General features: G+C 71.1%; 10 protein-coding genes and 1 pseudogene. 5 read left to right on the top strand and 6 right to left on the bottom strand.

What is annotated here, in order from left to right:
- Positions 1–58: 58 nt before the first annotated feature.
- The gene (gene astD / locus WMF26_RS04585; RefSeq protein WP_437999280.1) at positions 59–1,525 is read left to right on the top strand and encodes a succinylglutamate-semialdehyde dehydrogenase; all 1,467 of its coding nucleotides are present in this window, start codon (positions 59–61) and stop codon (positions 1,523–1,525) included.
- A 60-nt stretch (positions 1,526–1,585) separates the two neighbouring features.
- Here the strand turns inward: astD and WMF26_RS04580 are convergent, their stop codons facing one another.
- Together WMF26_RS04580 and WMF26_RS04575 are read right to left on the bottom strand one after the other, a co-directional pair.
- Positions 1,586–2,875: a cytochrome P450 gene (locus WMF26_RS04580; RefSeq protein WP_437999279.1), complete on the bottom strand. Its 1,290-nt coding sequence runs from the start codon at positions 2,873–2,875 to the stop codon at positions 1,586–1,588.
- A 155-nt stretch (positions 2,876–3,030) separates the two neighbouring features.
- Positions 3,031–3,723, bottom strand: coding sequence for an ROK family protein (locus tag WMF26_RS04575; protein ID WP_437335976.1), 693 nt, complete (start codon positions 3,721–3,723; stop codon positions 3,031–3,033).
- Positions 3,724–4,787: 1,064 nt separating this feature from the next.
- Here WMF26_RS04575 and WMF26_RS04570 point away from each other — a divergent pair.
- Together WMF26_RS04570 and WMF26_RS04565 are read left to right on the top strand one after the other, a co-directional pair.
- Positions 4,788–6,422, top strand: a complete 1,635-nt coding sequence (locus WMF26_RS04570) for a DUF1592 domain-containing protein (RefSeq protein WP_437999278.1) — start codon at positions 4,788–4,790, stop codon at positions 6,420–6,422.
- Positions 6,423–6,457: 35 nt separating this feature from the next.
- Complete coding sequence (locus tag WMF26_RS04565; protein WP_438002376.1) at positions 6,458–7,804, top strand: DUF1552 domain-containing protein; 1,347 nt, start codon at positions 6,458–6,460, stop codon at positions 7,802–7,804.
- A gap of 71 nt (positions 7,805–7,875) precedes the next feature.
- On the opposite strand, the gene WMF26_RS04560 is transcribed toward WMF26_RS04565, so the two are convergent.
- The 4 genes and pseudogenes from WMF26_RS04560 to WMF26_RS04545 all read right to left on the bottom strand — a co-directional run.
- On the bottom strand, positions 7,876–8,847 hold the full coding sequence (locus WMF26_RS04560; RefSeq protein WP_437999277.1) for a pectin acetylesterase-family hydrolase: 972 nt from the start codon (positions 8,845–8,847) through the stop codon (positions 7,876–7,878).
- A gap of 215 nt (positions 8,848–9,062) precedes the next feature.
- Positions 9,063–9,566, bottom strand: a complete 504-nt coding sequence (locus WMF26_RS04555; RefSeq protein WP_437999276.1) for a hypothetical protein — start codon at positions 9,564–9,566, stop codon at positions 9,063–9,065.
- Positions 9,567–10,075: 509 nt separating this feature from the next.
- Entirely contained in the window at positions 10,076–12,586 is a 2,511-nt protein-coding gene (locus WMF26_RS04550) for a DNRLRE domain-containing protein (protein WP_438002375.1), read from the bottom strand.
- 198 nt (positions 12,587–12,784) lie between these two features.
- Positions 12,785–13,228, bottom strand: a pseudogene (locus WMF26_RS04545) (nidogen-like domain-containing protein); the annotation flags it as partial.
- Positions 13,229–14,035: 807 nt separating this feature from the next.
- Between WMF26_RS04545 and WMF26_RS04540 the strand changes: the two are divergent.
- Both WMF26_RS04540 and WMF26_RS04535 read left to right on the top strand, forming a co-directional pair.
- A complete protein-coding gene (locus WMF26_RS04540; RefSeq protein ID WP_437999275.1) occupies positions 14,036–17,962 on the top strand; it encodes a kelch repeat-containing protein in 3,927 nt (1,308 codons plus the stop codon).
- Complete coding sequence (locus WMF26_RS04535; RefSeq protein WP_437999274.1) at positions 17,959–18,900, top strand: aldo/keto reductase; 942 nt, start codon at positions 17,959–17,961, stop codon at positions 18,898–18,900. Before WMF26_RS04540 ends, WMF26_RS04535 begins: the two co-directional genes overlap by 4 nt.

Here is an 18,900-nt window from a genome sequence, read left to right as displayed (position 1 = left end):
GCCAGCCTGGCTGGACGGACTGCTGAGCTCGCGGGGCGTTCCGCGTGGAGAGGTGACCATGTCGACCCATTTCATCGACGGCTGCTGGGTGTCCGGCACGGGGGAGCCGTTCGCGAGCCGGAACCCCGTGACGCAGGCGCTCGTCTTCGAGGGGCGCGCCGCGGCCGAGGGGCAGGTGGACGCCGCCGTGCAGGCGGCGCGCGGCGCGTTCAAGGCGTGGCGCGACGGCGGCGCGGAGGCGCGGGTGTCGCTGGTGAAGCGGTTCGCCGGGCTGCTGGGCGAGCACAAGGCCCGGCTCGCCGACCTGATCGGGCTCGAGACCGGCAAGCCGCGCTGGGAGGCGCTCACCGAGGTCCAGACGATGATCGGCAAGGTCGACGTGTCGCTCATGGCCTTCCGGGAGCGGACGGGCGAGCGGCAGGCCGAGGCGGGCGACGCGACGGCGGTGGTGCGGCACCGGCCGCACGGGGTGGTCGCGGTGTTCGGGCCCTACAACTTCCCGGGCCACCTGCCGAACGGCCACATCGTGCCTGCCCTGATCGCGGGCAACTGCGTGGTCTACAAGCCGTCGGAGCTCACGCCGAAGGTCGCGGAGGAGACCGTGCGGCTGTGGCAGGAGGCGGGCGTTCCGGCCGGGGTGCTCAACCTGGTTCAGGGGGGGAAGAGCACCGGGATCGCGCTCGCGGGTCACCCGGGCATCGACGGCCTCTTCTTCACGGGCAGCTCCGCGACGGGCAGCGCGCTGCACCGGCAGCTGGCGGGGCAGCCGGAGAAGATCCTCGCCCTGGAGATGGGGGGCAACAACCCGCTGATCGTCGAGGACGTCGCCAACACCGAGGCGGCGATTCACCATATCCTGCAATCGTCCTTCATCTCGGCGGGCCAGCGGTGCACGTGCGCGCGGCGGCTGCTCGTGCCGACGACGCCGGAGGGCGACGCGCTCGTGGAGCGCCTTGTCGACGCGGCGGGGCGGCTCAAGGTGGGCAGGTACGACGACGCGGAGCAGCCGTTCATGGGCGCGGTGATCTCGCTCGCGGCCGCGGATCGGCTGCTCGAGGCGCAGGCGCGGCTGATCTCGCTCGGCGGGGAGGCGCTGCTCGAGATGCGCCGGCTCGAGGAGGGGACAGCGCTGCTCTCGCCCGGGATCATCGATGTGACCGCGATCGAGGAGCTGCCGGACGAGGAGCATTTCGGGCCGCTCTTGCAGGTGCAGCGCTACGAGAGCTTCGACGAGGCGCTCTCGCTGGCGAACCGCACGCGCTACGGGCTCGCCGCGGGGCTGATCTCGGATCGCAGGGAGCTCTACGAGAAGTTCTGGCGGGAAGCGCGGGCGGGGATCGTCAACTGGAACAAGCCGCTCACGGGGGCGTCGAGCGCGGCGCCGTTCGGCGGGATCGGCAGCAGCGGGAACCATCGGCCGAGCGCGTACTACGCGGCGGACTACTGCGCTTATCCGGTCGCGGGGCTGGAGGCGGCGAGCGTGGCGCTGCCGGCACAGCTGGCACCAGGGATGCGGGGGAACTAACGAGAGGGCAACGGCCGCCGGCGGGAGGCTCGATGGGCTCTGTCGAAGGACGCGTTGAGGTCAGGAGGCGGAGCTCTGCGCGCCAAGCTCGACCGGCATGGCGGTGAGGCTGCGGATGCCGGGGCTCTGGCGGTAGGTCAGCGGGGCGGAGGAGAGCGCGGCGTCCGGGAAGCGGCGGAGGAACGTGGAGATCGCGGCCTGGGCCTCCACCCGGGCCAGCGCGGCGCCGGCGCAGTAATGCACGCCGAGACCGAACGAGATGTGACGGATGTCCGTGCGGCGGAAGTCGAGACGGTCGGGCTCGGGGAACTGCGAGGGATCGCGGTTCGCCGCGCCGAGCACCAGGAAGGCGCGATCGCCCTTCGCGATGCGCACGCCGTCGAGCTCGATGTCGTCGAGGGCGACGCGGCTCATCCACTGGACCGGAGAGTCGTAACGCAGCAGCTCCTCCACCGCCGGGCCGATCAGCGCGGGCGCCTCGCGGAGCGCGTCGCGCTCGGCCGGGTGCAGGAGCAGCGCGAGCAGGCCATTGCCGATCAGGTTCTTCGTGGTCTCGTGGCCGCCGAAGAGCAGCATGCAGCACGTCGAGAGCAGCTCCTGCTCGCCGAGGATCATCCCCTGCTCCTCCGCGACGAGGAGCTGGCTGAGCAGGTCGCTCCCGGGGTTCTGCCGCCGGGCCGCGATCACGCCGCGGAAATAGTCCTCCATCTCGGCGACGGCGCTCAGCGCCCCGCCCGCGATCTCCAGCGTCGGCCGGCCCGAGCCGAGGAACCCGCCGAGCGCGTTCGACCAGCCCTTCAGCCGGTGCCGATCCTGCGTGGGCACGCCGAGCACCTCGCCGATCACGAGCAGCGGCAGGACGTCGCCGAGGTCGCGGAGGACGTCGATGCGGCCCGTGGGCGCGACCGCGTCGAGCAGCTCGTTGACCAGCGCCTCCACCCGGGAGCGCAGCCCCTCGACGAGCCGCGGCACGAACGCCTTGTTGATGAGCGAGCGGATGCGCGTGTGCTCCGGCGGGTCGAGCAGCAAGGCCCACGACGCCAGGTTGCGGCGCAACGGCTCGAGCCGCTGACGCACCTCCTCCGGCAGCTTCGTCACGAAGGCGCCGGAGCGCTTCGCCGAGAGGCGCGGGTCGCGGAAGCCCGCGGCGACCTGGTCGTAGCGGGTGATGAGCCAGCCGTTGTAGGCCGCGCTGAAGTACACCGGCGCTTGCTCGCGCAGCTTTGCGTACACGGGGTACGGGTTCGCGAAGGTCTCCGGCGATTGAAGGCGAAACGGGTCGAGATCAGCGTCCGCCGCTGGAGGGGCCGCAGGCGTCGCGTCGGGCTTCGGTGCGTCGGGCGAGTTCATTCGACCAGGGTACGCCGGCCGCGCCCGCTTGGGAACCGGCGCGGCCCGCGCCCGCTCGGGGACCGGCGCGGCCTTCGCTCGCCGAGCGCCCGCCCCGGCCGGCACATCGCGGGGGCGAGGCGGCCGGGCCTGCCGGCGGCGCGGGGGGCGCTTCGCTAGGCCCAGAGCTTGATTCCGCCGAGCAGGCCGGCGACGTTGTCGACGACGACGACGTTCTCGGGCAGCCGCGAGACGTCGAGCAGGCGCGCGTTGCCGCCGCCGAGGTAGAGCTTGCGGTAATTGAAGATCGGCTCGAGCTGCGCGATCATCTGGCGCACGCGCTTGTTCCAGCGCTTCGGGCCGATGCGCTTGCACTCGGCGTCGAACACGCGATCCTCGTACTTCAGGTCCCGCTTTCCGTAAGGGTGGTGTCCGAGCTCGAGGTTCGGCACGTAGTGGCCGTCGATGTACAGGGCGCAGCCGAGCCCCGTGCCGAAGGTGAGCACCATCTCGAGCCCCCTGCCCTCGATGACGGCGAGTCCCTGGATGCCCGCGTCGTTGGCCACGCGCACGGGCTTCGCGAGGCGGCGCTCGACCGCCTCGGCGAGCGGGTACCCCTTCCACTTCTCGTTGTCGAGGTGCGGCGCCGTCTTGGTCACGTTGTCCATCACCACGCCGGGGAAGCCGATCGAGACGCGATCGAACTCCCCGAGCGCGCGGGCCATCTCCTCGATGACGTCGAGCATGGGGTCCGGCGAGGCCGGCTGCGGCGTCGGCACGCGCATGGGATCCGCCATCGGAGTCCCCTGCCCGTCGAGGATGGTGCCCTTGATCCCCGTTCCGCCGATATCGATGCAAAGCGTGCGCATGGATTCCTCTGTCTCCTCCCGGAGCTCTTCCTCCGAGGCTGCCGCGGGCACGTCGGCGCGCCCGCGATCGCGGCGGACATCATCTGGAGCGCCGGCCGTGTGTCAACTGGAGCCGCAACATGACCGCCCCAGCGGCACGGGCGCGCGCTGGCTCGATGCGATGTTAACGCTAACAGGTGGCCAGCATCGGCCATCTGGAGGAGGGAGCGGAGCACGCCGAGCGCCGCTGGGCCGTTGGCCACGAGCAGGGCGGAAACGTCCAGCGAGCGCAAAAGCGGCGGGATTCGGCGCCCGATTCGGCGCCCATTTCTTCTGACGCGGCGCTCCGGCGGAGCCCCGCCAGCCAGGTGTCGCCCCCGGCCCGAGGAGCCCGCGGGCCGTCCGGTTTGGCGTTGACATGGGCCATGTGATCGTTCACATTTGGTCCGAGCCGCATCCTTCTGCTTCGCCTTGGAGGGGTCGTCTTGTGCGCCGAGAGCTTTGCCATCGATGGTCTCGGCACCGATTCCGCTAGCTCGGTCGTTGCGGGCGCGATTGCGGATCGAGGATGGGTAGCGTTTCACCAAGGGTGTCTCTCGCCAGAGAACACGATCCACCTCGCTGATTCGGCGAAGGTCCTGTGAGCCTGGGTGCGCCCACGGGGGATGTTGTTTCGAAGATCCGGCGAAACGGCCGAATGGCGAGCGTGGGGACGGCGTGAGCTACGTGGCGGCAGAGCGCGACGACGTCCTCCTCGGGGGCACCGTTTGACGGATGAGGCCCCTCCGGGAATTTTACTGAGTCACGCGAGAGGCGATGCGTTCACCGTCTCATTGCACTTCTTCGTTATAGCTGCCGACTGCTTCTCGCGAGGTTCAGAGTGCCCCTCTGAGGGCTGCACCATGATAATCTGACGATGTCGTCAGGGAAGCCAGCGGTTCGACAATTACCTTCAGCGTGCCCACAGCGGGCGAAGAGGGATGTTCATGTCTAGGCCCTCCCATCATGACCAGGCGCGTCCTTTCCGAGGCTCTCGGTCGGCGATCCTGGCCGCGTTGCTCCTGGCCAGCGGCTGCATCGGAAACGTGGGTGGTTCCGGTTCCGGTTCCGGTTCCGGCGCAGAGCCCGGCGACGAGCCTGACGTCACGGATCCCACCACCGGGGCCCCGCTCGCGTGCAAGGACGGCGCGGTGTACCCCGGGCGAGCGCCGCTGCGGCGGCTCACGCGCGTCGAGTACAACAACACCGTCCGCGATCTCCTGGGCGACACGACAAACCCCGCCTTTTCGCTGCCCAGCGAGGATGTCGGGAACGGCTTCGGCAATGACGCGGACACGCTGTCGGTCTCGAGCCTGCTTGCCGAGCAGCTGAGCACCGTCGCGGAGGGCGTCGCCCAGCGCGCGACCGCCACCCCGGAGGCGCTCGCGAAGCTCGCCCCTTGCGCGCGCAACGTGGCGGCGGCGGACGAGGAGGCGTGCGCGCGCACGATCATCGAGGGGTTCGCCCCGGTCGCGTACCGCAGGCCCCTCGCCGACGGCGAGGCGGACGAGCTCCTCGCGCTGTACCGAGTCGGCAGGACCGACGCGACGTTCGCCACCGGCGTCGCGACGGTGATCGAGGCGCTGCTGCAATCGCCGGACTTCCTCTACCGCATCGAGCGCGGCATGCCCGACCCGGAGCGCCCCGAGCTCCGCCGGCCCACGGGCGACGAGATGGCGACGCGGCTCTCGTACATGCTCTGGGGCACGACGCCCGACGAGCAGCTGCGGACGGCCGCGCAGGCGGGTGAGCTCTCGACGAAGGAAGGCGTGCGCAAGCACGCCGAGCGCATGCTCGAGGATCCCCGGTCCCGGCCCACCATCCGGTTCTTCTTCGACAACCTGCTCCCCATCAGCAGCCTCGCGGACCTCGAGCGGAACGCGGAGACGTTCCCGACCTTCTCTCGCACCATCGGCTCGCTGATGCGCGAGGAGACACAGCGGCTCATCGAGCACGAGGTCTTCGAGGGGGGCGGGACATGGCCGTCCATCTTGACGGCCCCGTACTCGTTCATGAACGAGCAGCTCGCGGCGTTCTACGGCGTCTCCGGCGTGACGGGCGACGAGTTCCAGAAGGTAGAGCTCGACACGACCCAGCGCCTCGGGATCCTCACCCAGGCGGGCATGATGGCCGGGACGACGCACTCGAACACGACGAACCCCGTGACCCGCGGCTCGTTCGTGCTGCAGAAGCTCATGTGCATCCAGATCCCGCTCCCCACCGGCGACATCCTGGAGCAGGTGAAGCCGCCGGATCCGTACTCCGGCAAGACGGCGCGCGACCGCTTCAGCCAGCACAGCCAGGACAAGGCGTGCGCGGGGTGCCACCAGTTCATGGATCCGGTCGGCTTCGCGTTCGAGAACTACGACGCGGTCGGGCTGTACCGCACCACCGAGAACGACGTCGTGATCGACCCGAGCGGCACGGTCCCGGGGACGCTGGGGGACGTGAGCGGGCCGATCGAGCTGGTGCAGAAGCTCGCCGCGTCGGAAGAGGTGCAGGACTGCTTCGCCAAGCGCTGGAGCGAGTTCGCCTACGGCCTCACCCTGCGCAAAGAGGACAAGTGCACCGAAGAGGCTGTCACGACCGCCTTCAAGGCCTCCGGGTACAACGTGAAACAGCTCCTGATCGATCTCACGCAGACGGACGCTTTCCACTATTTGGCTTCAGGACAGGAGTGAAGGTCATGTCGAAATTTCGTTTGAGCCGACGTGCCATGCTGCGGGGCGCCGGCGCCATCGCGGTCTCGCTCCCCTGGCTGGAGATCATGGGCACCGAGCGCCCGGCGCACGCGGCCCCTGCCCCCGCCAAACGCTTCCTCGCCGTCTACACGCCCGGCGGGACCGTGCTGAACCGCTGGAGGCCGACCGGCTCGGAGACGAGCTTCACCCTGAGCCCCATCCTGGCGCCGCTCGCGCCGGTGCAGAACCGCCTGATCGTCGTCGACGGCCTCGACATGAAGAGCGCGCGCGGCGAGCAGCACCAGGCCGGGATCATCGCCTGGCTCACGGGCACGTCGCAGGAGGGCTCCAACAACGGCGGCTACGGGAAGGGGCCGTCCATCGATCAGGTGATCGCCGCCCGGATCTCCGCCGGTCAGAAGGCGAAGGCCAGCATCCAGATCGCGTTGCGCTGGGCCACGGGCAAGTCTCACGGCCTGCTGTCGCCGATGAACGCCGCGAATTTCGAGAACGACGCGCCGCACAAGCCGATCCCGCCGCGCCTCGATCCGGTGGAGATCTTCACCGAGCTCTTCGGCACGCTGAACCCGAACGACGGCAACGACGCTGCCCGTCGCCTCGCGCGGAAGCAATCGATCCTCGACTTCCTCGACCGGCGCTACGCCACCCTGTCCGGGCAGCTCGGCGCCGCCGACAGGCAGAAGATCGACCAGCACCTCACGAAGATCCGCGAGATCGAGCAGAGCCTCAGCAACATCCCGGTCGAGACGAGCGCGTGCAAGGTGCCGACGAGGGTCGACACGTCCGACTACAACCCGCGCACGGGGCTCAACTCATCCGACAACGGCTCGATCAAGGACACCTCGACCGACGCGGCGATCCCGAAGGTCGGCAAGCTGTTGACGGACATGATGGTGATGGCGTTCGCCTGCGACATCACCGGGGTCGGCACCCTGCAGTGGAGCGACACCGAGGCGAAGCACACCTTCCCCTGGCTCAACCTGACCGAGCACCACCATTTCTACCAGCACGACGGCGGCTTCAGGCCGAACGAGTGCGAGGCCATCTGCACCTGGTACTCGAAGCAGCACCTCTATCTCCTGCAGGAGATGGAGAAGATCGACATGGGCGGGCACTCGCTGCTCGACGAGAGCGTCGTCTTCTTCGGTTCCGAGCTGTCGGATCCGCCGTCGCACAAGAAGAACGACATGCCGTTCCTGCTGGCCGGCGGCGGCGGCGGCCTGCGCACCGGGCGCTGGCTCCGGTACCCGAACCTCCCGCACAACAACCTGCTCGTCTCGATCTTGAACCTGTTCGGCGACACCCGGACCACGTTCGGCGACCCGCGGGACTGCACCGGGCCGCTCACCAACCTGACCTAGCCGCTCCCGAGGCGGGACGCCCCCTCGCTCGAACGCGACAGGGCGGCGCCCGCCCCTCGCCCGCGCGCCCGCTACGGTGAGCCGCAGTCGTCGCAGGCGACGCTGGGGGGCGGCTCGCCGTTCGCGAGCGCGTCGAGCCATCGGACGAGGCGCGTCCCTCCCGACTCCAACGTGTAGAACTCCGGCCGCCAGAGGATGCAATGAGCGCTGCCGGCGGCGAGGTACGCGCTGAAGTTCGGCGTCGACGCCTCGATGTGGCCGACGGACGCCCTCATCGCCGCCGACCACGCCTCCGCGCCGCCCTCGCCGCCCATCGCGCTGTAAAAGAAGATCTGGTCCTCGTCGTGGACCGTGTTGTACTGCGACAGGCGCATATCGGGGTAGTGCGCGCCGATCTTCTCGTAGAGCACGTACAGGTTCACGAGCTCGGCCGGATCGAGCCCGGGGATCCACGTCGGATAGGCGCCCTCCGGCTTCCAGGAGGGGAGGCTGTCGTTGAAGAAGGCGTCGGTGATGACCCCCGCGCCGCTGTCGGCGAACTGGACCACGGACGCGTTCTTGTAGTGCTCCCGCAGGTGGGCAGACCACAGGATCGAGCCATACGCGCCCGCGCTGCAGCCGGTCACGAAGATCTTCTCGGGCGCGGGGACGTTCGCGTAGACCCAGTCGAGCGCGGCGCGGACGTTGACGGCGCCCTTGTGCCGGACGGTGACGGCGCTGCTGCCCTGTCCGTACGTGGCTACGTTGTCGCCCCAGTGGATGTCCCCGGTGCAGTAGGGAATGTAGACATGGTGCCAGTCCCTGAACGGGTTGTCCGGGTTGTCATGGTCGTAGATCCCGGTCGTCAGGGGATCGTCGCCGACGGTCTCCTGGAAGATGTCGGCGCCGGCGGAGCAGGTGGCGGCGCTCCAGCACGCGCCGCCGCCGCGGAACTCGACGATGAGGCGATTGACGGTGCCCGGGCGCACGAGGTACTTGAACGGATCGCCGCGCGCGCAGGTGGTCTCGCCGCCCGGCTCGATGGTGTTCCATCCGGAGGGCAAGCTCAGGATTCCCGCCCGTGGCGGGCTGTTCGGGCCTTCGTCCTTGGCGGACGAGCCGCCACAGCCAACGATGGCGAGCAGACACAGCGGGATGTGGAATCGAGGGAATGCGGGGTTGAAGCGCATGACGGGCGTGAGGATAGCATTCCGCGACTCCCAGGCTTGTCCGCCGGCGACGGCGCGGGCCGCCGGCGACGGCGCGGGGGTGGAGCGCGCTACGGCGGCGGGGCGTGCTCTGCCCAGATCTGCGCGGCGGCGGCGCTGACCGCGCGGCGAATCGAGCCCTCGTCGAGGCGCGCACGGTCGCGCGGCGCGAGGGCGGCGCAGATGGCGAGCGCGACGAGGTAGAGGGCGCCGATGAGCCCGATCCACCGCAGACCGGACGCGCCCAGCCGGGAGATGATCTCGATGGGCACGATCTGCGCGCGGATCTGGACCGCGCCGATCACGAGGACGGCGCGGTCCCCTTCCTGGAGCTCGATGTCGGCGGGGCCGGTCAGCAGGCGCCCGAGCCCGTCGGCGCCGTGGACGCGCGCCCGCGTCCGCCGCGGTACGTGCAGCACGTAGCGCGCGCCGGTCACCTCCGCGATGACGGGGGCCGACCTGTCCAGCTCTATCGACGGCACGCGCGCGATGGATGCGGGCGTGTCGCCGATGTGCGCCCGGCCCTCGGCGAGCAGGTGGCGGACGCCGATCACGTCCTTGCCTCGGACGGCCACGAGCTCCAGCGCGCGCCGCGCGGAGGCGCTCGCCGCGGGCGGCCGTGATCTCCGGTCGCTGACGGGTTCGGCCCGCGGTGCCTCATTAGGACCTTTCGCCATACTCTACAGCCCCCTTCGTCGGCCGCGGGCAGGGGTGGACTCCGCATGTCCCCTGGTCACCTGCCCTCGGCGCGCCGCCCCGCTCGCCGCCACATCACTCCCCTTCCCCGGCTCCTCTGGCATGGATCGTTCCGCCGCCAAGCGCGCAGGGACGTGGCGCCCCGGCGGCCCCTGCCAGCGCGCGCCTCGTCCACCGGAGAAGGAGGGAGAAGGCGACGGAGAGGACGACCGCGGCGGCGCCCGCGGCGCGGCGGTGAGCGGCCGTCGTCGCTGACGGACCGGAGCGCGGGCTCGACCTCGACGTCCGGCGCTTGGTCAGGGAATCCGGCCACACGGGGGCGATCCGCGGCGGAGGGGGCGCCGAGCGTCCTCTCCGCCGCGGCTGACGGCGATGCGGGCCTGGTCTGTCAGGGCGTCACGTAGCAGAGGTCGAGGCGCGGCCGCTCGGCGGCGTTCGCCTCCTCGCTCGACCGGAGGGTCCGCTTGCCCGTTCCGAGCTCGCGCAGGAGCACGCCGTGGTTGGCGAGCGCGCCCGAGACCCAGTCCTGGACGAGCGCGGTCACGTCGCACGACACGGTGGTGGTCAGGTTGGCCGGCACGGCGAGCGACGCCTCGACGGCGGGGTCGAAGGCGCCGTTCAGCGTGTTGTACGTGACGGTGGCCTCGGTCCACGGCGCCGTGATCGCGTGGACGTCGAGCGTCGCGGCCGTCGGGGCGTAGAGCGCTCTCACCGAGAACGTCGCGCCCTCGATGGTGGCGTCCCCGGGGATCCCGGAGAGATCGAAGGCGACGAGGGCCATCTTCTGTCCGGAGCCGGAGACGCCGGTGAAGAGGCCAGGATACGAGCCCGAGGTCGTGTTCGGCTCGGAGCTGGAGATGAAGGCGTCGGCGGCCCCGCCGGCGCCGCCGCGGCGGACGGCGACGCAGATCGGATCGCAGGCGTTGCCCACGCCGTCGGCGTCGTTGTCGCCCTGCCCCGGGTTGGCGTCGCCCGGGCAGTTGTCGCACGCGTCGCCCACGCCGTCGGCGTCCGCGTCGGCCTGGCCCGCGTTCGCGGCGAGCGCGCAGTTGTCGCACGCGTCGCCCACGCCGTCGGCGTCCGCGTCGGCCTGGTCCGGGTTCGCCGCGAGCGGGCAGTTGTCGAAGGTGTCGCTCACGGCGTCAGCGTCGGAGTCGACCCACTCGGGGACGCTCACGTCGAAGGAGGCGCTCGCCGCGTTGCCCGCCGCGTCGGTCGCGCCGCAGGTGACGGTGGAGACGCCGACGGGCAGGACGGTGCCCGGCGCGGGGGAGCAGGTCACGGGGACCGCGCCGTCGACGACGTCGAGCGCGACGGCGACGAACGCGAGCTCGGCGCCCCAGGGCCCGGTCGGCTCCAGGGTCATCGGGCCGGGGACGGTGAGGACCGGAGCGCTCGTGTCCTCGACGATGACGGCGAAGGTGCCGTAATCGAGGTTGCCTGTGGCGTCGAGCGCGTAGCAGTGGACGACGGTGACGCCGATCGGGACGATGCTGCCCGGGGGCGTCGTGCAGATCACGGGGACGGCGCCGTCGACGTCGTCGATCGCGGAGACCGTGAACGTGGCCGGGGCGCCGCTCGCGCCCGTCGCCTCGAGCACGAGGTCGTCGGGCACGGAGAGCGTCGGCGCCGTCGTGTCGCCGACCGCGCCGGTGCCGCAGTCGAGGCGCAGGTCCAGGTCGAAGACCGGCGGCGGGATGATCATGACGGCGCTCTCGACATACGTCCGGGCGGCGTTGCCGGGCGCGTGGCAGCCCGGCTTCTCGGCGCGGACCTTGTAATAGCCGGTGACGACATCCCAGCCGAAGTGGCCCTCCGCGTCGGAGATGCTCGGGTTGGCGCGGTTCATGGGCGACATGAGGGCGCTCCCGTCCGGCACCACGGTGAACGAGCCCTCCCCCCCGGTGTCCGAGCGGAGGAGCGTGACCGTGGCCCCCTCGATCGGCGCGCCGCCTACGGTGCGGACCCACCCGCTCGGGTCGATGTAGATGGAGAAGCCGATGCTCGCGGTCGTCAATCCGCAGTGCGTCTGGATGAGGACGTCGGCCGGGCCGTGGTTCGGGTAGAAGGGCGGAATCGTGACGGTGAAGTTGCCGCTATTGGCGTCGAGCGCCATGGTGCCCGAGGCGAAGGTGAGGGCGCCGAACTTCACCTGGTAAGTCGCTGTCCCGCCGGCGCAGCCGGGGGTCGTGAGGGTGGTGGGATTGCCCCAGTAGACGACGGGGACGTCGCCGCCGCCCGAAAAAGAGGGCTCGAGGGCGGTGCCCGGGGGAGGGGTGGACGGCTTTGCGAGCACTATCGGCGAGAAATCATCCTCCTCGCTTCCGTCAACGTCGAGCACCTCATCACCCACGGTGACGACGATCTCGCTCTCGATCAGGTTTCGCCCAGCCGGTGAGAACGCCGTGATCCTGTAGGTACCCACCTCCAGGCCGCTCGCCGTGAACCGCCCCGTCTGATCGGTCGTCCCGATCCACGGGCAGACATCCCCCGCTGCGGCCGCCGCTGTCGAGCAGACCTCGACGGGCGCGCCGGGCACACCGACGATCTGACCTTGCTCGTCCTCCACGACCCGCTGCTTGATGACGCCGCTGCCCGTGTTCGGCAAGCCGTTCGTGACCGGGTACTTGTAGCGCCCCAGCGCGCCCGAGCTGTTACTGTCCCTCTTGGTGAGCGGATAGGACAGGTCATCGTCGGTGAAGATGTCCCGGACCTCGGGATCCGTGGAGAGCTGGTACTTGTCCCGTGAAAGCTCTTTGGCCCGGCCTCTACCGGAAGCATATCCCACGCGCGCCGTCTCGCCGCCGAGCCCGCCGGCGCCGCCGCTCGCGGATCCCGCGTTCCAGCGGATCTGGTCATAATTGAACCAGATATCGAAATCGCCCTTCGGACGATACAAGGAATTCGTCTCCTCATTAAGAGGCGGGAGGCACTGCGGCGACATAGGGTCACATCTCGCAGGCGGACAATTTGACTCACCATCGGCGCAACGCCAATTGATACATTCTTCCTCTTCAGAATCGCACGAGTGAGCGTCGACCAACAGGAGTTGAAAGATATTCAGCTTGTCGGTACCCGAGTTGTAATAGCCGACGCCCGCGACAGTATCCGGCGGCGCGATGGGGGTCGCCCACAGCACGCAGAATGCGTCTCGGTCAGACGTGAAGTTCTCGATCGTACCCCAGTGCACGACCCCCGAACCAGAGCCCCTGGTGTCGACGTCCGCGAAGAAGGGAGCGATGATGGCGCGCTCCGTATCGTCCAGCGGAAAGGGCGTGTACACGTTGAGGGGACCGTCGAAGGTGACGTTGCCGTTGTTGTTGACGTAGATCGTGTTGTAGTGCCGGTCGAAGAAGTTGACCTCGAAAGGGAGCGCCACCACGCCGCTTGAATCGTCGTCGTTCGAATCTAGCGAATCCCCCTCGAGGCAACCTGGGTGGTAAATCACGGCGTTCGGGCCGACCGCGAGCGCCTCGCTGGGTAGCCACCCCGAGAGCACCACGATGCCGGAGGCCAACACCCGATGAATATTGCGTCTCATCCCGTCCTCGCTTCGCCTCACACAAAGAGGCGCCATGATATTGCATCACCCCGCGCGACGATGGAACCTTTTTCGCGCTGGCGTTATCTCGTCCGCCAGCGCGCATCGCGTCTCGCGCCGCCACGCGGTTCAAGACGCCTCGCGCCATGCACTTAGATCTTTGAAAGGACACAGAAAACCTGCGTATCCAGGCATGAGCGCGCGGGCGCCGTTGGCTGGCAACGCCCTTTCACTCACAGTGGAAACGCGGCAGCCGCAAATCTCTCTTGACGACCTTCCGGACGCCCGTCTCTCATGGCGGCCATGTTGCGCGGGCTCCAATGGCTTTGCGAACGTCCGCCGGCCCGCCATCGCTTGCCGGCAGGGTCGCTGCTCGCGGCGCTCGCCGCCGCCGGTGGATGCGATGACACGGCGGCGCCGCCCGCCGAGGCGCTTTCGGAGCGGTTCCCCGCCGTGGCAGCGCGCGCGCTCGAACGGGGCGGGGAGCTGGTCGAGAAGGGCGCTATTTTCACCCTACCAGAAATCCGCGGCACGGGGCTCCTCGCGGTGGAGTTGCCCCGCGACGCTGGAGAGGCGGTCCGCTTCCGCCTCCCTGGCGCAGGAGGATGCGAAGGCCCTGCCCCCGTGTGCCCAGACGCCCTGGACATCCAGGTGCGCGAAGCGGGCGCCCGTGGCGAGGTGACGCGGGCAGGCCGCGCTGTCGCCTTCCGGCGACCCGGTGGGACTTCCTTCTGGACCGCCAACGAGAATGGTTCCGCAGAGGAGTGGCTGCTGCTCGACGCGGAGGCAGTCCAACGCGGCGCGCCCGTGGCCTCGTGGCACATCAAGGGGGCAGCGCTGCGCCAGGTGGGCGAGGTCGTGCTCGTGGTGGACGGGACAGGCGTACCGAGGCTGCGCGTGACCGCGCCAGAGGCGTATGCCCAGGGAGGCGTGCGCCCGGTCGATGCGCGGCTGTCCGTCGAAGGAGAGACGCTCGCCTTGCACGTCGACGCCGAACGAGAGGCGATCCTCGTCGACCCGCTCTGGGAACAAGTCCCCTCGGCGCTGAGCGCGGCGCGCCGAGAGCACACCGCGACCTTGATCACGAGCGGCACGAGGGCTGGCCAGGTCCTCGTCGTGGGCGGCTTCAACGGAGCCGCCTCCCTGAATACCGCCGAATTGTACGATCCCGTCGCCAATGCGTGGTCGCCCGCGGCCTCGCCAAGCGCACGATACCAGCACACGGCGACCTTGCTGAGCGACGGACGCCGCGTTCTCGTGGCAGGCGGCCGCGTCGGTACGACGTACCTGGGCACGGCGCAGCTGTACAACGCCGACACGAACACCTGGTCGGACGCCGGGAGCATGGGCAATCGGGCGCTCCACACGGCGACGCTCCTCGACGACGGCGACGTGCTCGTGGCGGGCGGGTACAACGGAAGCTCCGCGGTCGGCGATGCCCGCCGCTACGACGCCGCGACGGGCGCGTGGTCGGCCGCGGGGACGATGAGCGCCCGCTACACGCACAGCGCCGTACGGCTGCTCGACGGCGCCGTGCTGGTCGCGGGCGGCAATGGCGCCGACTTCCTCAACACGGCGGAGCTCTTCGACCCCGTGGGCAACACGTGGTCGTCCACCGGCAACCTGAGCACAGCGCGGAGGCAACACAGCGCGACGCTCCTCCCGAACGGCGATGTCCTCGTCGCCGGGGGCACGAATGCGACACACCAGGCGAGCGCCGAGCGATACAGCCCAGCGACGAGGACCTGGTCACCGGCCGGATCCATGCCTTTCGCGAGCAGCAATCACGCCGCGGTCCTGCTCGCCTCGAGCGGCGACGTGCTGGTCACCGGCGGTTTCAACGGCAGCTATCTCGCCACGGCGGCGCTGTACGACTCGACGAGCGGGACGTGGTCGGAGGCCGATAGCATGCTCACCGCTCGCGGCTACCACACCCTGGTGGCGCTCGGCGACGGCCGGCTCCTCGCGGCGGGCGGCCGGAACACCACGGCCGCCCTGTCGAGCTCCGAACTCTATCTCCCTCAGTCCCCGAACGGCACGCCCTGCGTCGCCGACGGGGAGTGTCTGAGCGGCCACTGCGTCGACGGGGTTTGCTGCAACAACGCGTGTGGCGGGGGCGACGCGAGCGACTGTGAGGCCTGCAGCACCGCGGCGGGCGCATCCGCGAACGGCGTGTGCGGGGCGCGCGCCTCGGGAAGCCTCTGCCGCGGCTCGGCCGGGAGCTGCGACGTCGAGGAGCGATGCAACGGCAGCTCCACGGCATGTCCCGCGAACGCCTTCGCCTCCGCCGCCACCGTGTGCAGGCCCGCGGTGGGCCTGTGCGACACCACCGAGACGTGCACCGGAAGCTCCGCCGCGTGCCCTGCGGACGGCTTCGTGGCTGCCGCAACCGTGTGCAGGGCAGCCGCGGGCGCCTGCGACGTGGCCGAGACCTGCTCCGGAAGCTCCCCTGCGTGTCCCGCAGACGTCCTCGCCTCCGCCTCCACCGTGTGCAGGGCGGCCGCGGGCGCCTGCGACGTGGCCGAGACCTGCTCCGGAAGCTCCCCTGCGTGTCCCGCAGATGTCCTCGCCTCCGCCTCCACCGTGTGCAGGGCGGCCGCGGGCGCCTGCGACGTGGCCGAGACCTGCTCCGGAAGCTCCCCTGCGTGCCCGGTGAACACCTTCGCGTCGGCCTCCACGGTGTGCCGCGCGGCGGCGGGCCCCTGCGACGCAGCCGAGACCTGCACTGGCACCGCCGCCGCCTGCCCGGCCGACGCCTTCGCGCCGGCCACCTCCGTCTGCAGGCCAGCGGCTGGCGCCTGCGACGCGGCCGAGACCTGCTCCGGCAGTTCCCCCGCGTGCCCCGCCGACGCCTTCGCGCCGGCCACCTCCGTCTGCAGGCCAGCGGCTGGCGCCTGCGACGCGGCCGAGACCTGCTCCGGCACCGCCGCCGCCTGCCCCGCCGATGTCTTCGCGCCGGCCTCGACCGTGTGCCGGGCGGCGGCGGGCCCCTGCGACGCGTCCGAGACCTGCTCCGGCACCGCCGCCGCCTGCCCCGCCGACGCCTTCGCATCCGCCGCCACGGTCTGCCGGCCGGCGGCGGGCGCCTGCGACGTGGCCGAGACCTGCACCGGCGCCGCCGCCGCCTGCCCCGCCAACGCCTTCGCGTCCGCCGCCACGGTGTGCCGGGCGGCGGCGGGCCCCTGCGACGCGGCCGAGACCTGCTCCGGCACCGCCACCGCCTGTCCGGCCGATGCCCTCGCGCCTGCCACCACCGTGTGCAGGCCGGCCGCAGGCCCCTGCGATGTGGACGAGCGCTGTACCGGCACCGCCGCCGCCTGCCCCGCCGACCTCCTCGCGCCGGCGACGTCGGTCTGCAGGGCGCCGGCCGGCGCCTGCGACGTGGCCGAGAGCTGCACCGGCACCGATGTGGCGTGCCCCGCGAACCTCTTCGTACCTGCCGACACGACCTGCCGGACGGCGGCGGGCGCCTGCGACGCAGCCGAGACCTGTACCGGCTCCGCCGCCGCCTGCCCCGCGAACGCCTTCGCGCCTGCCACCACCGTCTGCCGGACGGCCGCCGGCCCCTGCGACGTGGCCGAGACCTGCACCGGCGCCGCCGCCGCATGCCCCGCCGACGCCCTCGCGGCGCCGGATACGGTGTGCGCCCCCGGCGCCTGCATCGACGCGACCTCCAGCGTCCCGCCGAGCCGCTGCACTGCCGACGGCGCCTGCGTCGAGCGCGCCGCCGTCGAGTGCGGCCTCTACGTCTGCGCGGACGACGCGTGCATGACCCGCTGCTCCGCGCACGAGGACTGCGCCGCAGGCGCCTACTGCGCCCCGCCGACCTGCGCGGCGAAGAAGCCGCTCGGTGCGCCTTGCAGGGCGACCGTCGAGTGCGCCGACGGCGCCTGCATCCGCGGCACCTGCTCGCTCGATCGCGACGGCGACGGCGTCCCCGACGCAGAGGACACGTGCCCCGACACGCCGAACACCGCAGACGTCGACATCGACGACGACGGCAAGGGGAACGCGTGCGACGACGACGACGACGGCGACGGCAAGCCGGACACGGAGGACGCCTGCCCCACGATCGCGGACCCGGGCACCACCTCCGATCGGGCATGCAGCTGCGAGCCCCCCAAGCAGGACGGCGACCCCTGCGACGACGGCGATCCCTGCACCCTCGCCGACACCTGCCAGGCGGGGCGATGCGCCGGCGGCGATCCCTTCATCTGCCCCCAGCCCGATCCGGGCCCATGCAGGAGCTTTGCCTGCCTGGCGCCGAACGGCGCCTGCGTCGAGCGCAACGCGTACGAGGAGTCCCCGTGCCCCGGCGGGCAATGCAGGGCCGGTGGCTGCGTGCTCGACGACCCGCCCGGCGGAGGCGCTGGCGGCGAACCGAGCGGGAGCGGCGGCGGCACCGGCGGCACCGGCGGCACCGGCGGCGGAGCGGGCGGGGCCGAGCCGGGCTCGGGCGGGGCCGCCGGCGGCTCCGGCGGGGCGGGCGCGGCGGGCGGCGCGGCGGCGGGCGGCGACGCTGGTGGCGCCGTCGCCGGCGGCGAAGACCCCCCCGGCGACGCCCACCGCGGAGAGCTCCGGCTCCACGGCAACGGCTGCGCGGCGAGCGCGCCCCCCGGCGGCGCCCCGGGTGATGCCGGCCACGGTCCGCTCTGGCTCCTCGCGGCGCTGCTCCTCGGGCGCCTGCCTATTTCGTGGCGCGCTCCCCGCGCTGGTGTAGATCGCCGCCCGTGAGGAAACGCCCCCTCGGCAAGACGACCCTCCAGGTCTCGGAGCTCGCCCTAGGCACCTGGGGTCTCTCAGGCGACGGCTACGGCCCGGTCTCCGAGCTCGAAGTCGATCGCGTCATCGATCGCGCGCTCGCGGTCGGCATCGACCTCTTCGACACGGCCGACGTCTACGGACGCGGCGAGATGGAACGCCGCCTCGGCAAGCGGCTCAAGGGCGCCGGCGCCACGTTCGTGGTGACCAAGATCGGCACCGATCTCGAGGGCCTCCCGCCGACCAAGCGCTTCGACCCCGCCTACCTCCGCACCGCGTTCGAGCGCTCCCAGGAGCGGCTCGCCCGCGACGTCGTCGACGTCGTCCTGCTCCACAACCCCACCGTGGCCGCGATGCAGGCGAAGGAGCCCCTCGCCTACCTCAAGGAGCTCAAGCAGGCCGGGAAGATCCGCGCCTTCGGCGTGAGCGCCGGCTCCGCGGACGTCGCCCGCTCCGCGCTGCGCGACGAGGTCGACGTCATCGAGCTCGCCTACAACGCCTTCCTCCCCGGCGACCTCCACGAGGTCGCCGGCGACGTCTCCGAGAGCGGGGCCGGCGTCCTCGCCCGCTCGGTGCTCGCGCACGGGCTGCTCGCCGGCCAGTGGAGCGCCGACCGCGAGTTCTTCCCCGACGATCACCGCATGCACCGGTGGACCCGCGACGAGCTCCGGACCCGCCTCGGCCAGCTCGACGCCCTCAGGCCGTTCGTCTCGGGCGCCGTCGTCTCGCTCCGCTCCGTGGCGCTGCGCTTCGTCCTCGCGAACCGCCTCATCTCGTCCGCCGTGCTCGGCCCCCGCTCGGTCGCCCAGCTCGACCAGCTCGTCCGCGAGGCCGGCATGCCCCCCTACCTCCGCGACACGGCGCTCGCGGAGCTCGCAGGTCGCCTGAACCAGGTCGGGATCGAGGGGTGA

The organism is Sorangium sp. So ce185 (assembly GCF_051526825.1).
GTDB classification, from domain to species: Bacteria; Myxococcota_A; Polyangia; order Polyangiales; family Polyangiaceae; genus Sorangium; species Sorangium cellulosum_D.
Note: the sequence above shows the minus strand (reverse complement) of the source record. Positions and strands in the feature narration are given on the sequence as shown.

Bases quoted from the DNA above. Each gene is read 5' to 3' on its own strand.
- astD (WP_437999280.1), top strand. From the start codon at position 59: ATGTCGACCCATTTCATCGACGGCTGCTGGGTGTCCGGCACGGGGGAG.
- WMF26_RS04580 (WP_437999279.1), bottom strand. From the start codon at position 2,875: ATGAACTCGCCCGACGCACCGAAGCCCGACGCGACGCCTGCGGCCCCT.
- WMF26_RS04575 (WP_437335976.1), bottom strand. From the start codon at position 3,723: ATGCGCACGCTTTGCATCGATATCGGCGGAACGGGGATCAAGGGCACC.
- WMF26_RS04565 (WP_438002376.1), top strand. From the start codon at position 6,458: ATGCTGCGGGGCGCCGGCGCCATCGCGGTCTCGCTCCCCTGGCTGGAG.